General features: G+C 38.8%; 21 protein-coding genes. 15 read left to right on the top strand and 6 right to left on the bottom strand.

Translation table 11 applies throughout. The features are described 5' to 3' along the window. Window positions 1-102 precede the first annotated feature (102 nt). From KZX55_RS01855 to KZX55_RS01845, 3 genes are read left to right on the top strand one after another with little or no spacing between them, the layout of a single operon-like run. On the top strand, window positions 103-744 hold the full coding sequence (locus tag KZX55_RS01855; protein ID WP_248023256.1) for an amino acid ABC transporter permease: 642 nt from the start codon (window positions 103-105) through the stop codon (window positions 742-744). 10 nt (window positions 745-754) lie between these two features. Continuing rightward, window positions 755-1,384 (top strand): amino acid ABC transporter ATP-binding protein, encoded by a 630-nt coding sequence (locus tag KZX55_RS01850; RefSeq protein ID WP_248023254.1) that lies wholly within the window; start codon window positions 755-757, stop codon window positions 1,382-1,384. 9 nt (window positions 1,385-1,393) lie between these two features. After that, a complete protein-coding gene (locus KZX55_RS01845) occupies window positions 1,394-2,233 on the top strand; it encodes an amino acid ABC transporter substrate-binding protein (RefSeq protein WP_248023252.1) in 840 nt (279 codons plus the stop codon). A 74-nt stretch (window positions 2,234-2,307) separates the two neighbouring features. On the opposite strand, the gene lysS is transcribed toward KZX55_RS01845, so the two are convergent. From lysS to KZX55_RS01820, 5 genes are all read right to left on the bottom strand, one after another. Continuing rightward, window positions 2,308-3,798, bottom strand: a complete 1,491-nt coding sequence (gene lysS / locus KZX55_RS01840) for a lysine--tRNA ligase (protein WP_248023250.1) — start codon at window positions 3,796-3,798, stop codon at window positions 2,308-2,310. Window positions 3,799-3,935: 137 nt separating this feature from the next. Further along, window positions 3,936-4,559: a histidine phosphatase family protein gene (locus KZX55_RS01835; RefSeq protein ID WP_248023248.1), complete on the bottom strand. Its 624-nt coding sequence runs from the start codon at window positions 4,557-4,559 to the stop codon at window positions 3,936-3,938. Further along, window positions 4,559-5,041 (bottom strand): aminoacyl-tRNA deacylase, encoded by a 483-nt coding sequence (locus KZX55_RS01830; RefSeq protein ID WP_084867166.1) that lies wholly within the window; start codon window positions 5,039-5,041, stop codon window positions 4,559-4,561. Before KZX55_RS01830 ends, KZX55_RS01835 begins: the two co-directional genes overlap by 1 nt. Beyond that, a complete protein-coding gene (locus tag KZX55_RS01825) occupies window positions 5,041-5,883 on the bottom strand; it encodes a DUF368 domain-containing protein (protein WP_248023246.1) in 843 nt (280 codons plus the stop codon). Before KZX55_RS01825 ends, KZX55_RS01830 begins: the two co-directional genes overlap by 1 nt. Before the next feature lie 105 nt (window positions 5,884-5,988). After that, window positions 5,989-6,789, bottom strand: a complete 801-nt coding sequence (locus tag KZX55_RS01820) for a glycoside hydrolase family 25 protein (protein ID WP_248023244.1) — start codon at window positions 6,787-6,789, stop codon at window positions 5,989-5,991. Between the two features lie 155 nt (window positions 6,790-6,944). Between KZX55_RS01820 and glmU the strand changes: the two genes are divergently transcribed. From glmU to KZX55_RS01785, 7 genes are all read left to right on the top strand, one after another. Then, complete coding sequence (glmU, locus tag KZX55_RS01815) at window positions 6,945-8,324, top strand: bifunctional UDP-N-acetylglucosamine diphosphorylase/glucosamine-1-phosphate N-acetyltransferase GlmU (RefSeq protein WP_061598458.1); 1,380 nt, start codon at window positions 6,945-6,947, stop codon at window positions 8,322-8,324. Between the two features lie 9 nt (window positions 8,325-8,333). Then, on the top strand, window positions 8,334-8,879 hold the full coding sequence (locus tag KZX55_RS01810; RefSeq protein WP_248023242.1) for an NUDIX hydrolase: 546 nt from the start codon (window positions 8,334-8,336) through the stop codon (window positions 8,877-8,879). Between the two features lie 11 nt (window positions 8,880-8,890). After that, window positions 8,891-9,202, top strand: a complete 312-nt coding sequence (gene macP, locus KZX55_RS01805) for a cell wall synthase accessory phosphoprotein MacP (protein WP_000517856.1) — start codon at window positions 8,891-8,893, stop codon at window positions 9,200-9,202. Between the two features lie 16 nt (window positions 9,203-9,218). Then, entirely contained in the window at window positions 9,219-9,911 is a 693-nt protein-coding gene (locus tag KZX55_RS01800) for a 5'-methylthioadenosine/adenosylhomocysteine nucleosidase (protein ID WP_045617042.1), read from the top strand. Window positions 9,912-9,987: 76 nt separating this feature from the next. After that, a complete protein-coding gene (rocS, locus tag KZX55_RS01795; protein ID WP_000021249.1) occupies window positions 9,988-10,482 on the top strand; it encodes a chromosome segregation protein RocS in 495 nt (164 codons plus the stop codon). Between the two features lie 81 nt (window positions 10,483-10,563). Next, a complete protein-coding gene (locus tag KZX55_RS01790) occupies window positions 10,564-11,157 on the top strand; it encodes a 3'-5' exonuclease (RefSeq protein WP_248023235.1) in 594 nt (197 codons plus the stop codon). A gap of 8 nt (window positions 11,158-11,165) precedes the next feature. Beyond that, window positions 11,166-12,929: a glycerophosphoryl diester phosphodiesterase membrane domain-containing protein gene (locus KZX55_RS01785; protein ID WP_248023233.1), complete on the top strand. Its 1,764-nt coding sequence runs from the start codon at window positions 11,166-11,168 to the stop codon at window positions 12,927-12,929. Window positions 12,930-12,967: 38 nt separating this feature from the next. Here the strand turns inward: KZX55_RS01785 and KZX55_RS01780 are convergent, their stop codons facing one another. Next, window positions 12,968-13,267, bottom strand: coding sequence for a YbaB/EbfC family nucleoid-associated protein (locus KZX55_RS01780; RefSeq protein ID WP_000981516.1), 300 nt, complete (start codon window positions 13,265-13,267; stop codon window positions 12,968-12,970). Window positions 13,268-13,706: 439 nt separating this feature from the next. Between KZX55_RS01780 and KZX55_RS01775 the strand changes: the two genes are divergently transcribed. The 5 genes from KZX55_RS01775 to KZX55_RS01755 are packed head-to-tail and all read left to right on the top strand — an operon-like array spanning window position 13,707 to window position 17,896. Continuing rightward, complete coding sequence (locus KZX55_RS01775) at window positions 13,707-14,414, top strand: IspD/TarI family cytidylyltransferase (RefSeq protein WP_248023231.1); 708 nt, start codon at window positions 13,707-13,709, stop codon at window positions 14,412-14,414. A 4-nt stretch (window positions 14,415-14,418) separates the two neighbouring features. Beyond that, entirely contained in the window at window positions 14,419-15,441 is a 1,023-nt protein-coding gene (locus tag KZX55_RS01770; RefSeq protein WP_000609901.1) for a ribitol-5-phosphate dehydrogenase, read from the top strand. A 16-nt stretch (window positions 15,442-15,457) separates the two neighbouring features. Further along, window positions 15,458-16,315 carry a phosphotransferase gene (locus tag KZX55_RS01765; protein ID WP_248023229.1) on the top strand — a complete coding sequence of 286 codons (858 nt, stop codon included), beginning with the start codon at window positions 15,458-15,460 and terminating at the stop codon, window positions 16,313-16,315. 1 nt (window position 16,316) lies between these two features. Next, the gene (locus KZX55_RS01760) at window positions 16,317-17,195 is read left to right on the top strand and encodes a DMT family transporter (RefSeq protein WP_000791843.1); all 879 of its coding nucleotides are present in this window, start codon (window positions 16,317-16,319) and stop codon (window positions 17,193-17,195) included. An 11-nt stretch (window positions 17,196-17,206) separates the two neighbouring features. Next, window positions 17,207-17,896, top strand: coding sequence for a sugar phosphate nucleotidyltransferase (locus tag KZX55_RS01755; protein ID WP_000643950.1), 690 nt, complete (start codon window positions 17,207-17,209; stop codon window positions 17,894-17,896). Window positions 17,897-18,041 lie beyond the last annotated feature (145 nt).

The raw sequence follows: 18,041 nt of genomic DNA, 5'->3' as shown, positions 1-18,041 counted from the left end.
GGCAGATACGTTTTTTTGGAAGAAATAGAATTTTTTTCAATTACTCTTGCTAAATTGTTTATTTATGCTATAATAGGAACAATTATTTTTAGGAGGTGCAGTATGTCTTATATGTTTGAGATATTACCAAGTTTGTTAAACGGTGCAAGTATGACACTTCAAGTATTTGCTCTGGTCTTGATCTTTTCAATTCCTTTAGGTATTGTTGTTGCCTTTGCTTTACAAGTTCGCTGGAAACCCCTCCATTATCTGATTGACCTTTATATTTGGGTGATGCGAGGAACTCCCTTGCTCTTGCAATTAATCTTTATTTACTATGTTCTTCCTAGCATTGGGATACGTTTAGATCGTTTGCCTGCTGCTGTGATCGCTTTTGTATTGAACTATGCAGCCTACTTTGCAGAAATCTTTCGTGGTGGGATTGAAACCATTCCCAAAGGGCAGTATGAAGCCGCAAAAGTGTTGAAATTTAGCCCCTTTGCTACAGTTCGCTATATCATCCTTCCTCAGGTTACAAAGATTGTCTTACCGAGTGTCTTTAATGAAATTATGTGTTTGGTCAAGGATACTTCCTTGGTCTATGCTTTGGGGATTTCAGATTTGATTTTGGCTAGTCGGACTGCAGCTAATCGAGATGCCAGTCTTGTGCCTATGTTTTTAGCTGGAGCGATTTATTTGATTATGATTGGTCTTGTAACCATTGTAGCGAAAAAACTTGAGAAGAAGTACAGTTATTACAGATAGGAGGATTGCTATGTTAGAATTACGAAATATCAATAAAGCCTTTGGTGGCAAACAAATCTTAACCAATTTCAGCCTATCAATTCCTGAAAAGCAAATCCTCGCAATCGTAGGTCCATCAGGAGGAGGCAAGACCACCTTGTTACGTATGCTAGCTGGATTGGAAACCATCGATTCTGGAGAAATCTACTATAACGGCGAATCGCTAGCTATAGATGAACTAGAAAAGCGCAATCTTCTGGGATTTGTTTTCCAAGATTTTCAACTCTTTCCGCATTTGTCAGTTCTAGAAAACTTAACTCTGTCGCCCATAAAAACCATGAGCATGGAGAAGGAAGTTGCTGAGAAGAAGGCGCGTGGTTTGTTAGAACAACTTGGGTTAGCTGGGCATGCAGATGCCTTTCCTTTCTCATTATCTGGTGGGCAAAAACAACGGGTGGCCTTAGCACGCGCCATGATGATAAACCCAGAAATTATTGGATATGATGAACCTACATCGGCCTTAGACCCAGAATTGCGATTAGAAGTAGAAAAACTTATCCTTCAAAATAAAGAGCGTGGGATGACCCAGATTGTTGTGACCCACGACCTTCAGTTTGCAGAAAATATTGCTGATCAGATCCTTAAGGTTGATCCAAAGTAGGAGGTGTCTATGAAGAGAAAGAAAATTGCCCTTGTACTTGCTCTGTTCTTTAGCTTCTTCCTGACGGCTTGTGCTCAGAAGGTAAGTGATCCAAATCAGGATAACTGGGCCAAATATCAAAAGCAGGGTAGCATTACCATTGGCTTTGACAATACCTTTGTTCCCATGGGATTTGAGGAAAAGAATGGCCAGTACGCGGGCTTTGATATTGACCTAGCCCAAGCTGTCTCTGAAAAGCTAGGGATTCAGATTAAATTTCAACCCATCGACTGGGATATGAAAGAAACCGAACTACAAAATGGTACCATTGATGCCATCTGGAATGGCTATACAGCTACAGATGAACGGAAAGAGAAGGTTGCCTTTACTATTCCTTACATGGAAAATCAACAAGTTTTGGTCTCTAAAAAGTCTCAAAATATCCACTCAATTCGGGATATGACAGACAAAGTTTTAGGGGCCCAGGCTGGATCTTCTGGTTATTTGGATTTTGAATCCCAGCCAGACTTATTGAAAAATCGTGTCAAAGACCAGAAAGCCAACCAATACCAAAGTTTTAATGAAGCCTTAATTGATTTGAAAAATGACCGGATTGATGCCTTGTTGATTGACCGAGTATATGCTAATTATTATCTCCAGTCTGAAGGAATATTAAATGACTACAATATCTTTTCAGCAGGATTTGAAAGTGAAGCTTTTGCAGTCGGTGTTAGACATGCTGATAAAACGTTGCTAGCTGCTCTGAATCAAGCCTTTATCTCACTATACCAAGAAGGAAAATTCCAGGAAATCAGCCAAAAATGGTTTGGGGAAGATGTAGCCACCAGTCAAGTTAAAAATCAAGAATAAGAAAAGAGATTGAGGAGAAACTCAATCTCTTTTTGCATCAAAAAATCCTCTGGCAAGTACCAGAGGATAAGAGTTTATTTCATTGTTGGGAAGAGCAATACATCACGGATAGTAGTTGTATCAGTGAGGAGCATGCAGAGACGGTCGATACCGATACCCAAACCACCTGTTGGTGGCATACCGTATTCAAGAGCCTCGATGTAGTCGTAATCGATACCTGTTGCTTCATCGTCCCCAAGTTCTTTAGCTTTGGCTTGAGCTTCGAAACGGCTAAGTTGATCGATTGGGTCGTTCAACTCAGAATAGGCATTACCGTACTCCTTAGTCATGATAAAGAGCTCAAAACGGTCAGTAAAGCGCTCGTCTTCAGGGTTTTTCTTAGCAAGTGGAGAGACAGCTACTGGATGCCCATAAACGAAGGTTGGTTGGATCAAGGTTTCTTCGACAAATTCTTCAAAGAAGGCATTGATGATGTGACCAACTTCAGTGTAGTGTTTCTCAACTGGAACTTTCTTCTCAGCAGCGATAGCTTTGGCTTCCTCGAAAGTCATATCTTTCCAGAAGTCTACACCAGTAATTTCTTTGATAGCATCCACCATGTGAACACGTTTAAATGGTTCATTGATTTTGATTTCAGTACCTTGGTAGTTGACTGGACCATCACCTTTGACAGCCTTTGCAGCATGCTGGATAATACCTTCTGTCAAATCCATAATATCATGGAAATCGGCATAAGCTTGGTAAACCTCAATCATAGTAAATTCAGGATTATGAGTTGCATCCATTCCTTCGTTACGGAAGATACGGCCAATCTCATAGACGCGTTCCATACCACCGACAATTAGACGTTTGAGATGAAGTTCTAGAGCTATCCGAAGCACCATGTCAATATTTTGAGCATTGTGGTGTGTAATAAATGGTTTGGCAGCAGCACCACCGGCCTCGTTGTGAAGTACAGGTGTTTCCACTTCAAGAAAATCATGTCCATCTAGATAACGACGGATTTCAGAGATGATTTTTGAACGAGTGACAAAGCGTTCAAAACTTTCGCGGTTAGAAATCAAGTCAAGGTAACGTTTACGGTAAATTGTTTCAACGTCAGTCAAACCGTGGAATTTCTCTGGAAGTGGGCGAAGTGCTTTAGATAAGTGTGTAATGTGGGTTGCCTTGATAGAGAGCTCTCCCATATCTGTACGCATGACTTCACCTTCGACACCAAGGAAGTCTCCTAGGTCAGCCTTCTTAAAGATTTCATAGTTTTCTTCACCAACAGCATCTTTACGAACGTAGATTTGGATTTGACCTTCTCGGTCTTGAAGATGGGCGAAGCCGACTTTACCTTTACCACGTTTACTAACTAAACGTCCAGCGATAGTAGCAGTTTCATTTAATTCACGTAATTGTTCTTTATCGAGTTCTGCAAATTTGTCTTTTAGTTCTTGAGAGTTAGCAGTACGTTCAAAACGTTTACCGAAAGGATCAATTCCTTGTTCACGAAGCGCAGCCATTTTTTCACGGCGAACGATCTGCTGGTCATTTAGTTCTTCCATATGTTCTGTAGACATGAAATCCTCCTAATTTTACTCAAAATTTGATACGATGAGTCTTTTTTGCGATACTCCCATTTTATCATAAATAGTCAAGAAATTCACGGATATTCTTTGAAAACTAAAAAGAACTTGACTATTAAGATCAAGTTCCATTATTTTCCTTGATAGGAAGTGTCATTCCACCTTTCCAGAGTGAAGGTTTCAAAATCCTTGGTTTCTAAAACTGTTAGACTAGCATTGGCTAAACCACCATCTTTTCGAAGAAGGGGTTCTTTATAACCGAGAAGGGTACGAAGACTAGCAGTGAGATTTGCACCATGACCAACAATTAGAACTCTCTTAGCCTGACTCCCCTTCAGAGATTTGATAAATTGAATGGTGCGTTGAGTTGTAGAGTAGAGGGATTCCGCTTCAAACATTCTTGTATCGAACTTAGCTAAGTTTGTACGAAAGGCCTTGATTTGTTGTGGGTAGATGGCCTCTAATGTTGCAATTTTTAATCCCTCTAGTTTTCCGAGATGCCATTCACGCAGGTCAGGAATAGTCTCTAAAGGACATTGTGTTTGGAGTTGACTTTGGATAATTTCAGCAGATTTGGCCGCTCTTGGTAAATCACTTGAATAAATCTCATCGAAAGGGATATTGCTGAGATATTGACCGAGCGCCTTTAAGGTATCAATAGACTCAGGAAGAAGAGGTGAGTCCCCTCCAGCACCTTGGAAACGTCCTTCAAGATTCCAGATAGTTCGGCCGTGACGCACAAAATAGAGTTTCATCAGTTGTTTTCCTCCAAGATATCTGCAAAATCTGCTTTCACAAAGCTAGCCAAGTCTTGTGGAGCAATAATGATACTATGCCCGACTTCCCCAGCAGAGACGATTATTTTGTCCAAATCTAAAGCTGTTTTATCAATAAAAATAGGATAGTTGTGTTTTTGGCGAATGCCGACGGGGTTATTTGCCCCATGAATATAGCCTGTCGTTTTTTCTAGGTCTTTTTGTGGAATCATACTCACTTTTTTATTACCAGAAACCTTTGCTAATTTTTTTTCAGCGAGGTGTTCTGTTATGGGAACGATTCCGATAATTGGGCCTGTCTTGTCCCCCAGCAGAGCCAAGGTTTTAAAGATATGTGTTCGATCATATTCCGAAGGAAGTTCTCCCTCAAGCGCATTGATTTGAATCCCTGTGTGCTCAATTCCTGCTTTGGTCAAGATTTGTTCGACCAAGGTTTTCTTAATCTTAACTTTCTTTGCCATTATTTATACTTATCCTCCAATTGACTCATCCAGATACCAAGCCAAATGCCAAGTGCAAAGAAGAAGGCGATGAGAACATAGCTTACGATGGAAAGTCCAGTGTATTGGATACTTTCAGCACTTCCAGCATTTGGAATCAAAATCAAGAGGGTGCTTGATAGCACAATTCCAATAATAAAGTGATAAACACGGGAGTGGTAGTTGTTCAAGGCATGGTCCATTAATTTTGAAAAAACGATGAGAGTTGCACCTGCACCAATCCCGATAGGAAGGAAGGTACCAAATAAATCGAAGGTCTTAAAGCCAGTTAGCATTGGAGCGTACAGTCCCAAAATCAAGAGTAGATTTGATGGACTTAAACCAGGCACCAAAACACCAAGAGCTAAAAGAACACCTGCCAAGATGAAGTTTACAAAACTAGCACTGAGTGAACCTACAACAAAATTTAAAGCGTAGAGGCCAAATCCTGAAATGATAAAGGTAGTCCAGAACCAAACTAGGTCAATCTTATCACGATCAGACTCTCTAGTAGATTCTTTAAGGAGGCTAGGAACTGTACCGATGATAGCTCCAGCAAAGCTCCACAAAACATAGACTTGGTAATTTTCTAGCAAATACTCGATCGGATAGGAAAACAAACCAATGCCTAGCAACATCCCGATAGCTACTGGGATAAAGTAAAGGACATTCTCTTTAAAATCCTTAAAGGGATGAGCAAGAAAGCCAATCATTCGCTCGTAGATCCCCAAAATCGCTGCCAAAACACCACCAGAAATTCCAGGTAGGATAAATCCTAAGGCGATGACGATTCCTTTAATAACTCTTGCAATCCATGAAAACATATTAGACTCCTCAATTTCATAAATTTCTTTCTCTGTCTTATCAATTATAACACAGACGGCAAAAAAATGAAAAAGCAAGTGAAAAAGTTGCGATTTTCACTTACTTTATGGTCTTAAAAATAGCTTTCTGAAGGTTTCTTCTTTTTCCTTATCAGTAGAAATGAGATTGATATCTAGGTGATGTTCAAATCCTGCAATTTTTCCTTTGGAAGTATACTGATGGAGGTCATAGTCTAAATCAGTATTGGGTGTGGCCTCAAAGTAGCCTGAGTCTGTCCCATAAGAAGGAATCCAGACGGCAGAGAAATTTTCCGTATTGATGCTATGTTCTTGCATGAAATAAACACCAATGTAAATCCCGATATTTTTAGCGCCCAGCGATTCAAGTTTAGCCCGAAAAGCTTCGACTCCGTCATTCATATCGGCCATTGTTTTTTCCTCAACGTCAAGCCAGTAATAACTAGGATTGTATGGAGAAGCAGAATTGTAGAAAACTTCAGCCGCTTTTTCCATTTCTTCTTTGTTCGTACCAGCTAGATAAGCATAAACGGCTACGGGGACATTGCGCTTTTGAAATTCTGAAATGTGATTTTTATAGGATTTATCAACTCCGTTGATAAAGGCCGCATCATTTGCTTCCGTGTGTTGAGTACCACTGTGCACACGAACAATAGCTCCAGAAATATTTTGAGATAAAATATCGTAGTTTATCTCCTCCGGTCTTTGCCAACCAGAAATGTCAATAATGGGTTTATCAAGATTATGCAAGGCCTGGTTTTCAACTTGGACAGTGTTGCTTTTTGACTTGACCGAATGGTCTTCATAAGCTGGTTTATTAAAGATTAAAATAGCTATAACAATGGTGAATAGACTAAAAATAATAGCTGGATGAATCTCTTTTCTCATATCTAATTAGTTTAACGTAAATAGATAAAAAAATCAAAGAAAACGTTGAAAAGATGAATGAACTAGCATGTTTTCCCCTATTTCTCTGTTTGTTTACTCCTAAGGAAGTAAATTATGGTATAATATAAGGGAATTTTTACAGAAAAGAGAATAGTATGTCAAATTATGCCATTATCTTAGCAGCGGGTAAAGGTACTCGCATGAAATCAGATCTTCCAAAGGTACTTCACAAAGTAGCAGGAATTTCGATGTTGGAACATGTTTTTCGTAGTGTTGGTGCTATTCAACCTGAAAAAACAGTTACTGTAGTTGGTCACAAGGCTGAGCTAGTTGAGCAAGTATTGGCTGGTCAGACAGACTTTGTTACCCAATCAGAACAACTAGGCACAGGGCATGCTGTCATGATGGCAGAGCCCATTCTCCAAAATCGCTCTGGCCACACCTTGGTTATCGCTGGGGATACTCCTCTAATCACAGGTGAAAGCTTGAAAAATCTCTTGGATTTCCATATCAATCACAAAAATGTGGCGACGATTTTAACAGCTGAAGCAGCTGATCCTTTTGGATATGGTCGTATCGTCCGCAATGATAATGCTGAAGTTCTTCGCATTGTGGAGCAGAAAGATGCTACAGACTTTGAAAAGCAAATTAAGGAAATCAATACAGGAACTTATGTATTTGACAATGAACGTCTTTTTGAAGCCCTTAAAAACATCAACACCAACAATGCCCAAGGTGAGTACTATATTACTGACGTGATTGGTATTTTCCGTAATGCGGGTGAGAAGGTTGGCGCCTATACTCTCAAGGATTTTGATGAAAGCCTTGGTGTAAATGACCGTGTAGCTCTTGCCACTGCGGAAGCAGTGATGCGTCGCCGTATCAACCAAAAGCATATGGTTAATGGTGTTAGCTTTGTCAATCCTGAAGCAACTTACATCGACATTGATGTTGAGATTGCTCCTGAAGTCCAAATCGAAGCCAACGTTACCTTGAAAGGTCAAACGAAGATTGGGGCGGAAACTGTTTTAACAAATGGAACTTATATCGTGGATAGCGCTATCGGAGCTGGAGCTGTGATTACGAATTCCATGATTGAGGAAAGTACAGTTGCAGATGGTGTGACAGTCGGTCCGTATGCTCATATTCGTCCAGGCTCAAGTCTAGCTTCCCAAGTTCACATTGGAAACTTTGTTGAAGTAAAAGGATCTTCAATCGGTGAAAATACCAAGGCAGGTCATTTGACCTATATCGGAAACTGTGAAGTGGGTAGCCATGTTAACTTTGGTGCAGGTACGATTACAGTTAACTACGACGGGAAGAATAAGTACAAGACGGTCATTGGCAATAATGTCTTTGTTGGATCAAACTCAACTATCATTGCTCCAGTGGAACTTGGTGATAATTCACTAGTTGGAGCTGGTTCAACGATTACAAAAGATGTTCCAGCTGACGCCATTGCTATTGGACGTGGACGTCAAGTTAATAAAGATGAATATGCATTACGTTTGCCTCATCATCCTAAGAATCAGTAGGAGTCTATCATGGAATTTGAAGAAAAAACGATTAGCCGGAAGGAAATCTATCAAGGTCCTATTTTTAAGCTAGTGCAAGATCAGGTGGAACTACCCGAAGGGAAGGGAACTGCCCAACGTGATCTGATTTTTCACAATGGAGGCGTATGTGTTCTAGCTGTGACAGCTGAGGATAAAATCGTCCTTGTTAAGCAATACCGAAAAGCTATTGAAGCCATCTCTTATGAAATTCCTGCTGGTAAATTGGAAATTGGTGAAAATGTAGATCCCATGTCGGCGGCTCTTCGTGAATTGGAGGAGGAAGTTGCCTATACGGGTAAGTTAGAGCTGCTATATGATTTCTACTCTGCTATTGGTTTTTGTAATGAAAAATTAAAACTCTACCTCGCAAGAGATTTAACTAAGGTGGAAAATCCTCGTCCGCAGGATGATGATGAAACCTTGGAAGTTCTAGAGGTTAGCCTTGAGGAAGCAAAAAACTTAATTCAGTCTGGCCATATCTGTGATGCTAAGACGATTATGGCAATCCAGTACTGGAAATTGCAAGAGAAATAGAGGAGTAGCCCATGGGAAAACCTTTGTTAACAGATGAAATAATCGAACGTGCCAATCGTGGGGAGAAAATCTCCGGGCCACCTCTTCAAGATGACGAGGAAACTAAAATTTTATCAACTTCTTCACAAAACTTTGGTTATTCACGTTCTAGAGACTATAATTCTATTCAAGATACTTTAACAATTGAAGTAGAGCCAACGATTCATAAGAGCCGTCGCATTGAGAATACTAAGAGGAATGTTTTTAACTCGAAACTAAACAGAATCTTATTTACAGTCATCCTACTCTTGATTTTACTTGTGTTGGCGATGAAACTTTTGTAATAGAAAAGGAAATAAAATGAAAATTGGAATCATTGCAGCAATGCCAGAAGAGCTCCTACACTTGACTAAGAATTTAGATAGAGCGCAAGAAGTCCAAGTCCTCGGAAATACTTACTACACTGGCACTGTTGGCAAGACAGAAGTTGTTCTAGTTCAGAGTGGGATTGGAAAGGTCATGTCAGCTATGAGTGTAGCGGTGTTAGCTGACCATTTCCAAGTGGATGCCGTTATCAATACAGGATCAGCAGGTGCAGTTGCAGAAGGGATTGCCGTTGGAGATGTAGTAATTGCGGATAAATTGGCTTACCATGATGTGGATGTAACTGCTTTTGGCTATGCTTATGGTCAGATGGCTGGTCAACCTCTTTACTTTGAATCCGATAAGAACTTTATCGCTAGGATTAAAGAGAATTTATCTCAATTAGAACAGACCTGGCACCTAGGATTGATTGCCACAGGGGATAGCTTTATAGCTGGAGATGATAAGATTGCTAGTATCAAATCCCACTTTCCAGATGTTTTAGCAGTTGAAATGGAAGGGGCAGCGATTGCACAGGCGGCTCAGGCTCTTGGTCTACCTTTCTTAGTCATTCGTGCTATGAGCGATAATGCCAATCACGAAGCTTCTATCTCTTTTGATGAGTTTATTATCGAAGCTGGACGTCGTTCTGCCCAAGTTTTACTGGCCTTTTTAAAGGCTATGGATTAAGCGGAAATTTGACAGTTTATCTAGCTTATGATAAGATTTAAGTAAAGAAAAGCTAGAAAACGTTTCAGAGGATATTATGAGTATTGAAATGACCGTCAGTGAGATTGCAGAGGTCTTAGGACTCTCTCGTCAAGCAATCAACAATCGTGTCAAAGAACTTCCAGAAGAGGACACGAAAAAAAATGACAAAGGTGTAACTGTAGTTACTCGAAGTGGCTTGATTAAGCTAGAAGAAATCTATAAAAAAACGATTTTTGAAGATGAACCAGTCAGTGATGATGTCAAACAACGCGAACTGATGGAAATCTTAGTCGATGAGAAAAATGCTGAAATTCTTCGTTTATATGAGCAGCTCAAGGCCAAAGACCAGCAGTTGGCAGAAAAAGATGAACAGATGCGTGTTAAAGATCGACAGATTGCTGAAAAGGACAAACAATTGGACCAACAGCAACAATTAACTCTTCAAGCTATGAAGGATCAAGAAAGTTTGAAACTAGAGTTGGACCAAGCAAAAGAAGAAGTTCAAGCTACCAAAAAAGGCTTTTTTGCTCGCTTATTTGGAGGAAAATAAAGAAGCTGTTTGGGTTATTCACTAACCTGATAGCTTCTTTTATTATTTATGGTTTAAATTGAGTCGGAACCGAGGTAAAAGATGGAAAAATTAAGAGATTATATTGCCTTTGATTTGGAGTTCAATCAATACGAAGGGGTTACCCATTTGATTCAAGTATCAGCAGTTCGCTTTCAAAATGGTCAAGAAATAGGTGCCTTTGATTTTTATGTTCATACTACAGCACCTTTGAAGAGTTTTATCAATGGCTTGACTGGAATCACAGCTGAAACCTTAAAAGATGCGCCAATGGTGGAACAAGTTTTAAGGGATTTTCAGATTTTTGTTGGCAATTTACCTATGGTTGGATACAATGCGGCCAAAAGTGATCTGCCTATTCTCTTGGAACATGGCTTGGACTATCATGACCAGTATAAGGTTGATTTATATGAGGAGGCTTTTGAACGGCGTAGTTCTGACTTACACGGCATAGCCAATCTTAAATTGCAAACTGTAGCGAATTTTTTAGGCTTTCACGGGAAGTCTCATAATAGTTTAGAGGATGCCCGTATGACGGCGCGTGTTTACGAAGCTTTTTTGGAATCAGATGAAGGAAAGCTATTAATAGAAGACCAGAGTAGTTTTTCTATGAATAATCCTTTCAGTGGCTTAGATTTATCCCAATTTTTAGACTAGGAGTGCCTATGAAACCTGAAAAACCTAAAAAACTAGGTTTTAGGAAGATATACTATAACCTAGATAAGATTTTATTTCTATTTTTCTTGATATTTATGATGGTTGAGTTTGTCTGGCTACCATTAAATTCATGGATTGCTGGCATTCTTCTGAGACAAACAGGTTACTTGTTTATCTCCTACAATAACTTTTGGGCGATTATACAAGGCTCGCCTTTTATCAGTTTAGCCTTTCTCATCTTAATTGCAATCAATCTCCTGGTTGCCTATTTCCAGATTTGTCTTTTATTTATTGGGGCTCGCCACCTTCTCTATCATGAAAAGAGAACTTTAATTGAGTACAGTAGAAAAGTATTTCACCAGAGCTTTCTATTTGTCAAACGATTGAGCTTTTGTAAGATGGCCTTTGTCTTCTTTTATGTAGCTCTACTTTTTCCTTTTATTAGGAAAATTTTAAAAATCTACTATCTCAATAAGATTATTATCCCTGATTTTATCGTTACATACCTAGAAGATAAGAACTGGCTGGTAGGGCTGTTGATCATAGCATCCGCTTGGATCTTTCTCTACATTTCTGTTCGTTTCATGTTTGCTCTTCCTAAGATTCTCTTTGAAAGAAAGACAGTAAGAGAAAGTGTGAAATATAGTCTCCAAAAGACGAAGAAAAACGTCCTTTTCTTCTCTTGGCATCTCCTACTCATTATCATTAAAACCTATCTCTTCTTCTTTGTCTTGTTAATTCCCTTGCTCTTTGCTCAGGCTGTAATGGATAATTTTACTCAAAAAGAATCCTTGATTCTTGGTGTGATTAATTTTATCTTGATTAAAAACCTCCATTACATGACCCTGACTTATTTCCTAGTGAAGTTTGTTTCCTTCCTGACAGGAGAAGAGTTGGAGATCATGCCAAGGCGAAAGAAAGACCATCTGATGAGGTGGGGAGTCATGGGGTGTGCAAGTATCTTTTTTGCTTTAGAAGGTTATATCTATCTGGAGTCTCCGGATACCAATACACCTTTAGTGATTTCACACAGAGGAGTAAGTAATAAAAATGGTGTTCAAAATACGGTACAGTCTTTAGAAAAGACAGCCCAACTAAAACCAGACCTCGTCGAGATGGATGTGCAAGAAACGAAAGACGGTCAGTTCGTGGTGATGCACGACGCTAACCTTAAATCGCTAGCAAGAATTAATGCTACACCGCAAGACTTAACTCTGGATGAATTAACAAATACAGATATTTACGAGAATGGCTATCAAACAAAGATTTCAAGTTTTGATGATTATTTAGAACGCGCAAATGCTTTAAACCAAAAATTGCTGATTGAGATTAAAACCAGTAAAAAAGATAGTCCACAAATGATGGACCATTTTCTCGAAAAGTATGGAGCGACTATCAAGAAATATGGCCATCAGATGCAATCACTAGACTATCATGTGATTGATAAGGTCTTGGCTTATGATTCTGAAATTCCAGTGTACTTCATTCTGCCATATAATAGTGTGTTTCCGAGAACCAAGGCGACTGGCTATACCATGGAGTATTCAACTTTGGATGAATACTTTGTCAACAAGCTCTGGACAACAGATCAGAAACTATATGTTTGGACTGTGAATAGTTCTGAGTCCTTTGATAAGGCAGTCAGACTTGGAGCAGATGGCGTGATAACGGATGATCTTGAAATGGTCCAGTCACAAGTCACAATGGCTCAAGACGATCCGGAATACACGGAATTACTCTTAAAGAAAGCAATGGAATTCTTTGATTTCTAAGAAAAAAAGAGAAACATCTGTTTCTCTTTTTTTGTGGATTAGAAAGGCAATTTTCCAGCGAAAGCACCGAGTTTCTTCTTAGTCGTTTCGTCAATTTGTTCAAGTGCAGCGTTAATCGCTTGCACAGTCATGTCAGAAAGGGTTTCGAGATCTTCTGGATCTACAACTGCTGGGTTGAAGTCAATGCTGACAACTTTTTTGTCACCAGTTAAGGTCGCTTGGACAAGGTCCTGAGCAGATTTTCCAACAAATTCCATGGCAGCGAGTTCTGCTTGGCTTTGTTCCATTTGTTTTTGAAGTTTTTGTGCTTGGCGCATCATGTTTTGCATGTTCATCATGGCGGTTTACAGTTTCCTTTTTCTATTATTTTCTTTTTTATTTTACCAATTTTAGGAGCAAAAGTCTATTATTAGTTTATTTCATGAGATATATGAGCTTTTATAATGAGTACTTCAAACAACTTTTAAGAAATTTACTATGCACACCTAATATTCTTTGCTAAACAAATAATTTCATTTAAGTTTTCTTTAAGGTTTCTATTATATTCTAAAGAACTCTATATTAACCGAACGTTGAATGGATAATATAGAGGATAACCTATTTTTATTTCTTAATTTGTTATGGTCTTTCCAGATTTAGTAACACATTGTTCACTTTTCACCTTAAATGGTGTGTTGATTAGACAAAATGACACTCTGTCTTTTCTTCATGATGGAGACAGATTGTGATATAATAGATGGTAATGAGTTTTTTAGAATAAACTAAAGGAGAATATAAATGATCTATGCAGGAATCCTAGCCGGAGGAACTGGCACACGCATGGGAATCAGTAATTTACCAAAACAATTTTTGGAGTTGGGTGATCGACCTATTTTGATCCACACAATTGAAAAATTTGTTTTGGAACCAAGTATTGAAAAAATTGTAGTTGGAGTTCATGGAGATTGGGTGTCACACGCTGAGGACCTAGTTGACAAGTATCTTTCTCTCCACAAGGATCGTATCATCATTACAAAGGGTGGTGCTGATCGCAATACCAGTATCGAGAAGATTATAGAAGCTATTGATGCCTATCGTCCAATCACTCCAGATGATATTGTGATTACCCACGACTCTGTTCGTCCCTTTATCACACTTCGCATGATTCAGGACAATATCAAACTGGCGCAAAATCATGATGCGGTTGACACAGTAGTAGAAGCAGTTGATACCATTGTTGAAAGTACTAATGGTCAGTTTATCACGGATATTCCAAATCGTGCTCACCTCTATCAAGGTCAAACGCCTCAGACTTTCCGTTGTAAGGATTTCATGGATTTGTATGGTTCCCTATCTGATCAAGAAAAGGAAATCCTAACGGACGCATGTAAGATTTTTGTTATCAAAGGGAAGGATGTTGCTCTAGCTAAAGGGGAATATTCAAACCTTAAAATCACGACTGTGACGGACTTGAAAATCGCGAAAAGCATGATTGAGAAAGACTAAGGCTATGATTAATCAAATTTATCAACTGACCAAACCAAAGTTTATCAATGTAAAATACCAAGAAGAGGACATTGATCAGGAGAATCATATCCTGATTCGTCCAAATTATATGGCGGTTTGTCATGCGGATCAACGTTACTATCAAGGGAAGCGTGATCCAAAGATATTGGCTAAAAAGCTTCCAATGGCCATGATTCACGAGTCTTGTGGAACTGTTATTTCAGATCCCACTGGGACTTATGAAGTTGGTCAAAAGGTAGTTATGATTCCCAATCAACCGCCTATGCAGAGTGACAAGGAGTTCTACGAGAACTACATGACAGGAACCTACTTCCTATCTAGTGGTTATGATGGCTTTATGCGAGAATTTGTCTCTCTTCCAAAAGACCGAGTCGTTTCTTATAATGATATCGAAGATACAGTTGCTGCCATAACTGAGTTTGTAAGTGTTGGCATGCATGCTATGGATCGATTCCTGCATCTTGCTCATAGCAAGCGAGAGCGCATCGCTGTTATTGGAGATGGTAGTTTGGCCTTTGTGGTTGCCAATATTATCAATTACACTCTACCAGAAGCAGAGATTATCGTGATTGGTCGCCATTGGGAAAAACTGGAACTCTTCTCTTTTGCAAAAGAGTGCTACATCACGGATAATATCCCAGAGGATTTGACCTTTGATCATGGGTTTGAGTGTTGTGGTGGTGATGGTACAGGTCCAGCTATCAATGATTTAATTCGTTACATTCGACCTCAGGGAACGATTCTCATGATGGGAGTGAGTGAATACAAGGTTAATATCAATACACGAGATGCTTTGGAAAAAGGATTGTTATTAGTAGGATCATCTCGTTCAGGACGCGTCGATTTTGAGAAGGCCATTCAAATGATGGAAGTTAAAAAGTTTGCGAATCGTCTGAAGAATATCCTTTATGTTGAAGAGCCTGTGAGAGAAATCAAGGACATTCACCGTGTCTTTGCTACAGACCTGAATACTGCTTTTAAAACAGTATTCAAGTGGGAAGTGTAGAAGATGGAGGTTAATTGTGGAGAAACTCATCAAAGAAAAAATTTCTTCTTTACTATCTGATGAAGAGGAAGTACTCAGTGTTGAACAGCTGGGAGGTATGACCAACCAAAACTATTTGGTTAAAACAACCAACAAACAGTATATTGTGAAATTTTTTGGTAAAGGGACTGAAAAACTCATCAATCGTCAAAATGAAAAGTACAATCTTGAACTTTTAGAGGATTTAGATTTAGATGTCAAAAACTACCTCTTTGATATTGAGTCAGGGATCAAAGTAAATGAGTACATCGAATCAGCAGTAACTCTTGATTCAACATCCATCAAGTCCAAGTTTGAAAAGATTGCACCAATTTTACAAACCATCCACGCTTCAGGGAAAGAATTAAGAGGAGAATTTGCTCCTTTTGAGGAAATCAGCAAATATGAATCCTTGATTGAGGGACCTATCCCTTATGAAAACTATGAAGCTGTAAGAAAAGATGTATTTTCACTAGAAAAGAGATTGGCTGATTTGGGTGTTGATAGAAAATCCTGTCATATCGATTTGGTACCAGAAAACTTTATCGAGTCACCACAAGGTCGTTTGTATTTGATTGACTGGGAATACTCTTCTATGAATGACCCGATGTGGGATTTGGCAGCTCTTTTCTTAGAGTCTGAATTTACAAAGCAAGAGGAAGATGATTTCCTTTCCTACTATGAAAGTGACAAAACGCCTGTATCACGTGAGAAGATTCGTATCTATAAAATCTTGCAAGATACTATCTGGAGTTTGTGGACAGTGTACAAAGAAGCTCAAGGGGCTGATTTTGGAGATTACGGTGTCAATCGTTACCAAAGAGCTGTCGAAGGTTTGACTTATTATAGAGGTTAGGATGAAGAATAAAAATGGTGTTTCCTTTGGTCTGCTCTCTGGTATCTTCTGGGGATTAGGTCTAACAATTAGTGCTTATATCTTTTCAATTTTTACAAATCTTTCGCCTTTTGTTGTGGCTGCCGCTCATGATTTCTTGAGTATCTTTATCTTGTTAGCTTTTCTTTTGGTAAAAGAAAGAAAAGTTCGTCTTTCGATTTTCTTAAATATTCGAAATGTAAGTGTAATTATCGGAGCTTTACTAGCAGGACCAATAGGTATGCAGGCCAATCTTTATGCGGTTAAATATATCGGTAGTTCACTAGCTTCATCTGTATCAGCTATTTACCCAGCAGTTTCAGTTTTACTCGCCTTCTTCATTTTGAAACACAAGGTTTCAAAGAATACAGTATTCGGTGTTTTCTTGATTATTGCAGCGATCATTGCTCAAACCTACAAGGTTGAACAAGTTAACTCGTTTTACATTGGGATTCTTTGTGCCCTTATCTGTGCCATTGCCTGGGGGAGTGAAAGTGTTCTCAGCTCCTATGCTATGGAAAGTGATTTAAGTGAAATTGAAGCCTTGTTAATCCGACAAGTAACCTCATTCTTGTCCTATCTTGTGATTGTGCTCTTTTCTCACCATTCATTTGCAGAAGTGGCAGATGGGCAGTTACTAGGCCTCTTGCTTGTCTTTGCGGCCTTTAATATGATTTCCTACTTAGCTTATTATATCGCCATTAATCGTTTGCAACCTGCGAAAGCGACAGGTTTGAATGTGAGCTATGTAGTTTGGACTGTCTTATTTGCAGTTATTTTCTTGGGTGCACCGCTAGATATGCTGACAATCATCACTTCACTTATTGTTATGGCTGGTGTTTATATTATTATTAAAGAATAAAGGAGATTCGTGTGAAAGCGATTATTTTGGCAGCGGGATTAGGAACTCGTCTGCGCCCTATGACTGAAAATACCCCAAAAGCTTTGGTTAAGGTTAATCAAAAACCTTTGGTAGAATACCAAATCGAGTTTTTGAAAGAGAGAGGAATTGATGAGATTATCATCGTTGTCGGTTACCTCAAAGAACAATTTGACTACCTAAAAGAAAAATATGGTGTCCGTTTAGTCTTTAACGACAAGTATGCTGATTACAATAACTTTTACTCACTTTATCTAGTAAAAGAAGATTTGGCTAACAGCTATGTCATTGATGCGGATAACTATCTCTTCAAGAATATGTTTCGAAACGATCTTAAACGTTCTACCTATTTTAGCGTTTATCGTGAAGACTGTACAAACGAATGGTTCCTAGTTTATGGTGATGACTATAAGGTTCAAGATATCATTGTTGACAGTAAGGCAGGCCGTATTTTGAGTGGTGTATCTTTCTGGGATGCTCCAACTGCAGAGAAGATTGTTGGCTTTATTGACAAAGCTTACGAAAGTGGAGAATTTGTGGATCTCTACTGGGACAACATGGTTAAGGATAATATCAAAGAATTGGATGTCTATGTCGAAGAATTAGAAGGCAATAGCATTTATGAAATTGATAGTGTAAAAGATTACCATAAGTTAGAAGAGATTTTATCTACTATTGAGTAAGGAAAGAGAAGAAGGCTTGAGCCTTCTTTTTTGTAGATTTTAAAACAGAAATGTTTGATATTGATTATATTCTTGAAACAAAACAAAAATTACAAAAAAATGAACAAAATGAAACAAAAAATATTGACAACGATTTCATATAGTG

This window comes from Streptococcus halitosis, assembly GCF_023147855.1.
In the GTDB taxonomy this organism is placed as follows: Bacteria; Bacillota; Bacilli; order Lactobacillales; family Streptococcaceae; genus Streptococcus; species Streptococcus halitosis_B.
The sequence above is the reverse complement of the archived record's forward strand: the minus strand, read 5'-3'. Positions and strand labels throughout refer to the sequence as shown.

Excerpts from the sequence above, each read along its gene's own strand:
- KZX55_RS01770 (WP_000609901.1), top strand. The coding sequence starts at position 14,419 with ATGATTAATCAAATTTATCAACTGACCAAACCAAAGTTTATCAATGTA.
- KZX55_RS01780 (WP_000981516.1), bottom strand. The coding sequence starts at position 13,267 with ATGATGAACATGCAAAACATGATGCGCCAAGCACAAAAACTTCAAAAA.
- glmU (WP_061598458.1), top strand. The coding sequence starts at position 6,945 with ATGTCAAATTATGCCATTATCTTAGCAGCGGGTAAAGGTACTCGCATG.
- KZX55_RS01790 (WP_248023235.1), top strand. The coding sequence starts at position 10,564 with ATGGAAAAATTAAGAGATTATATTGCCTTTGATTTGGAGTTCAATCAA.
- KZX55_RS01800 (WP_045617042.1), top strand. The coding sequence starts at position 9,219 with ATGAAAATTGGAATCATTGCAGCAATGCCAGAAGAGCTCCTACACTTG.
- KZX55_RS01855 (WP_248023256.1), top strand. The coding sequence starts at position 103 with ATGTCTTATATGTTTGAGATATTACCAAGTTTGTTAAACGGTGCAAGT.
- lysS (WP_248023250.1), bottom strand. The coding sequence starts at position 3,798 with ATGTCTACAGAACATATGGAAGAACTAAATGACCAGCAGATCGTTCGC.
- KZX55_RS01775 (WP_248023231.1), top strand. The coding sequence starts at position 13,707 with ATGATCTATGCAGGAATCCTAGCCGGAGGAACTGGCACACGCATGGGA.
- KZX55_RS01850 (WP_248023254.1), top strand. The coding sequence starts at position 755 with ATGTTAGAATTACGAAATATCAATAAAGCCTTTGGTGGCAAACAAATC.
- KZX55_RS01785 (WP_248023233.1), top strand. The coding sequence starts at position 11,166 with ATGAAACCTGAAAAACCTAAAAAACTAGGTTTTAGGAAGATATACTAT.
- KZX55_RS01810 (WP_248023242.1), top strand. The coding sequence starts at position 8,334 with ATGGAATTTGAAGAAAAAACGATTAGCCGGAAGGAAATCTATCAAGGT.
- KZX55_RS01820 (WP_248023244.1), bottom strand. The coding sequence starts at position 6,789 with ATGAGAAAAGAGATTCATCCAGCTATTATTTTTAGTCTATTCACCATT.
- KZX55_RS01835 (WP_248023248.1), bottom strand. The coding sequence starts at position 4,559 with ATGAAACTCTATTTTGTGCGTCACGGCCGAACTATCTGGAATCTTGAA.
- rocS (WP_000021249.1), top strand. The coding sequence starts at position 9,988 with ATGAGTATTGAAATGACCGTCAGTGAGATTGCAGAGGTCTTAGGACTC.
- KZX55_RS01845 (WP_248023252.1), top strand. The coding sequence starts at position 1,394 with ATGAAGAGAAAGAAAATTGCCCTTGTACTTGCTCTGTTCTTTAGCTTC.
- KZX55_RS01825 (WP_248023246.1), bottom strand. The coding sequence starts at position 5,883 with ATGTTTTCATGGATTGCAAGAGTTATTAAAGGAATCGTCATCGCCTTA.
- KZX55_RS01760 (WP_000791843.1), top strand. The coding sequence starts at position 16,317 with ATGAAGAATAAAAATGGTGTTTCCTTTGGTCTGCTCTCTGGTATCTTC.
- macP (WP_000517856.1), top strand. The coding sequence starts at position 8,891 with ATGGGAAAACCTTTGTTAACAGATGAAATAATCGAACGTGCCAATCGT.
- KZX55_RS01830 (WP_084867166.1), bottom strand. The coding sequence starts at position 5,041 with ATGGCAAAGAAAGTTAAGATTAAGAAAACCTTGGTCGAACAAATCTTG.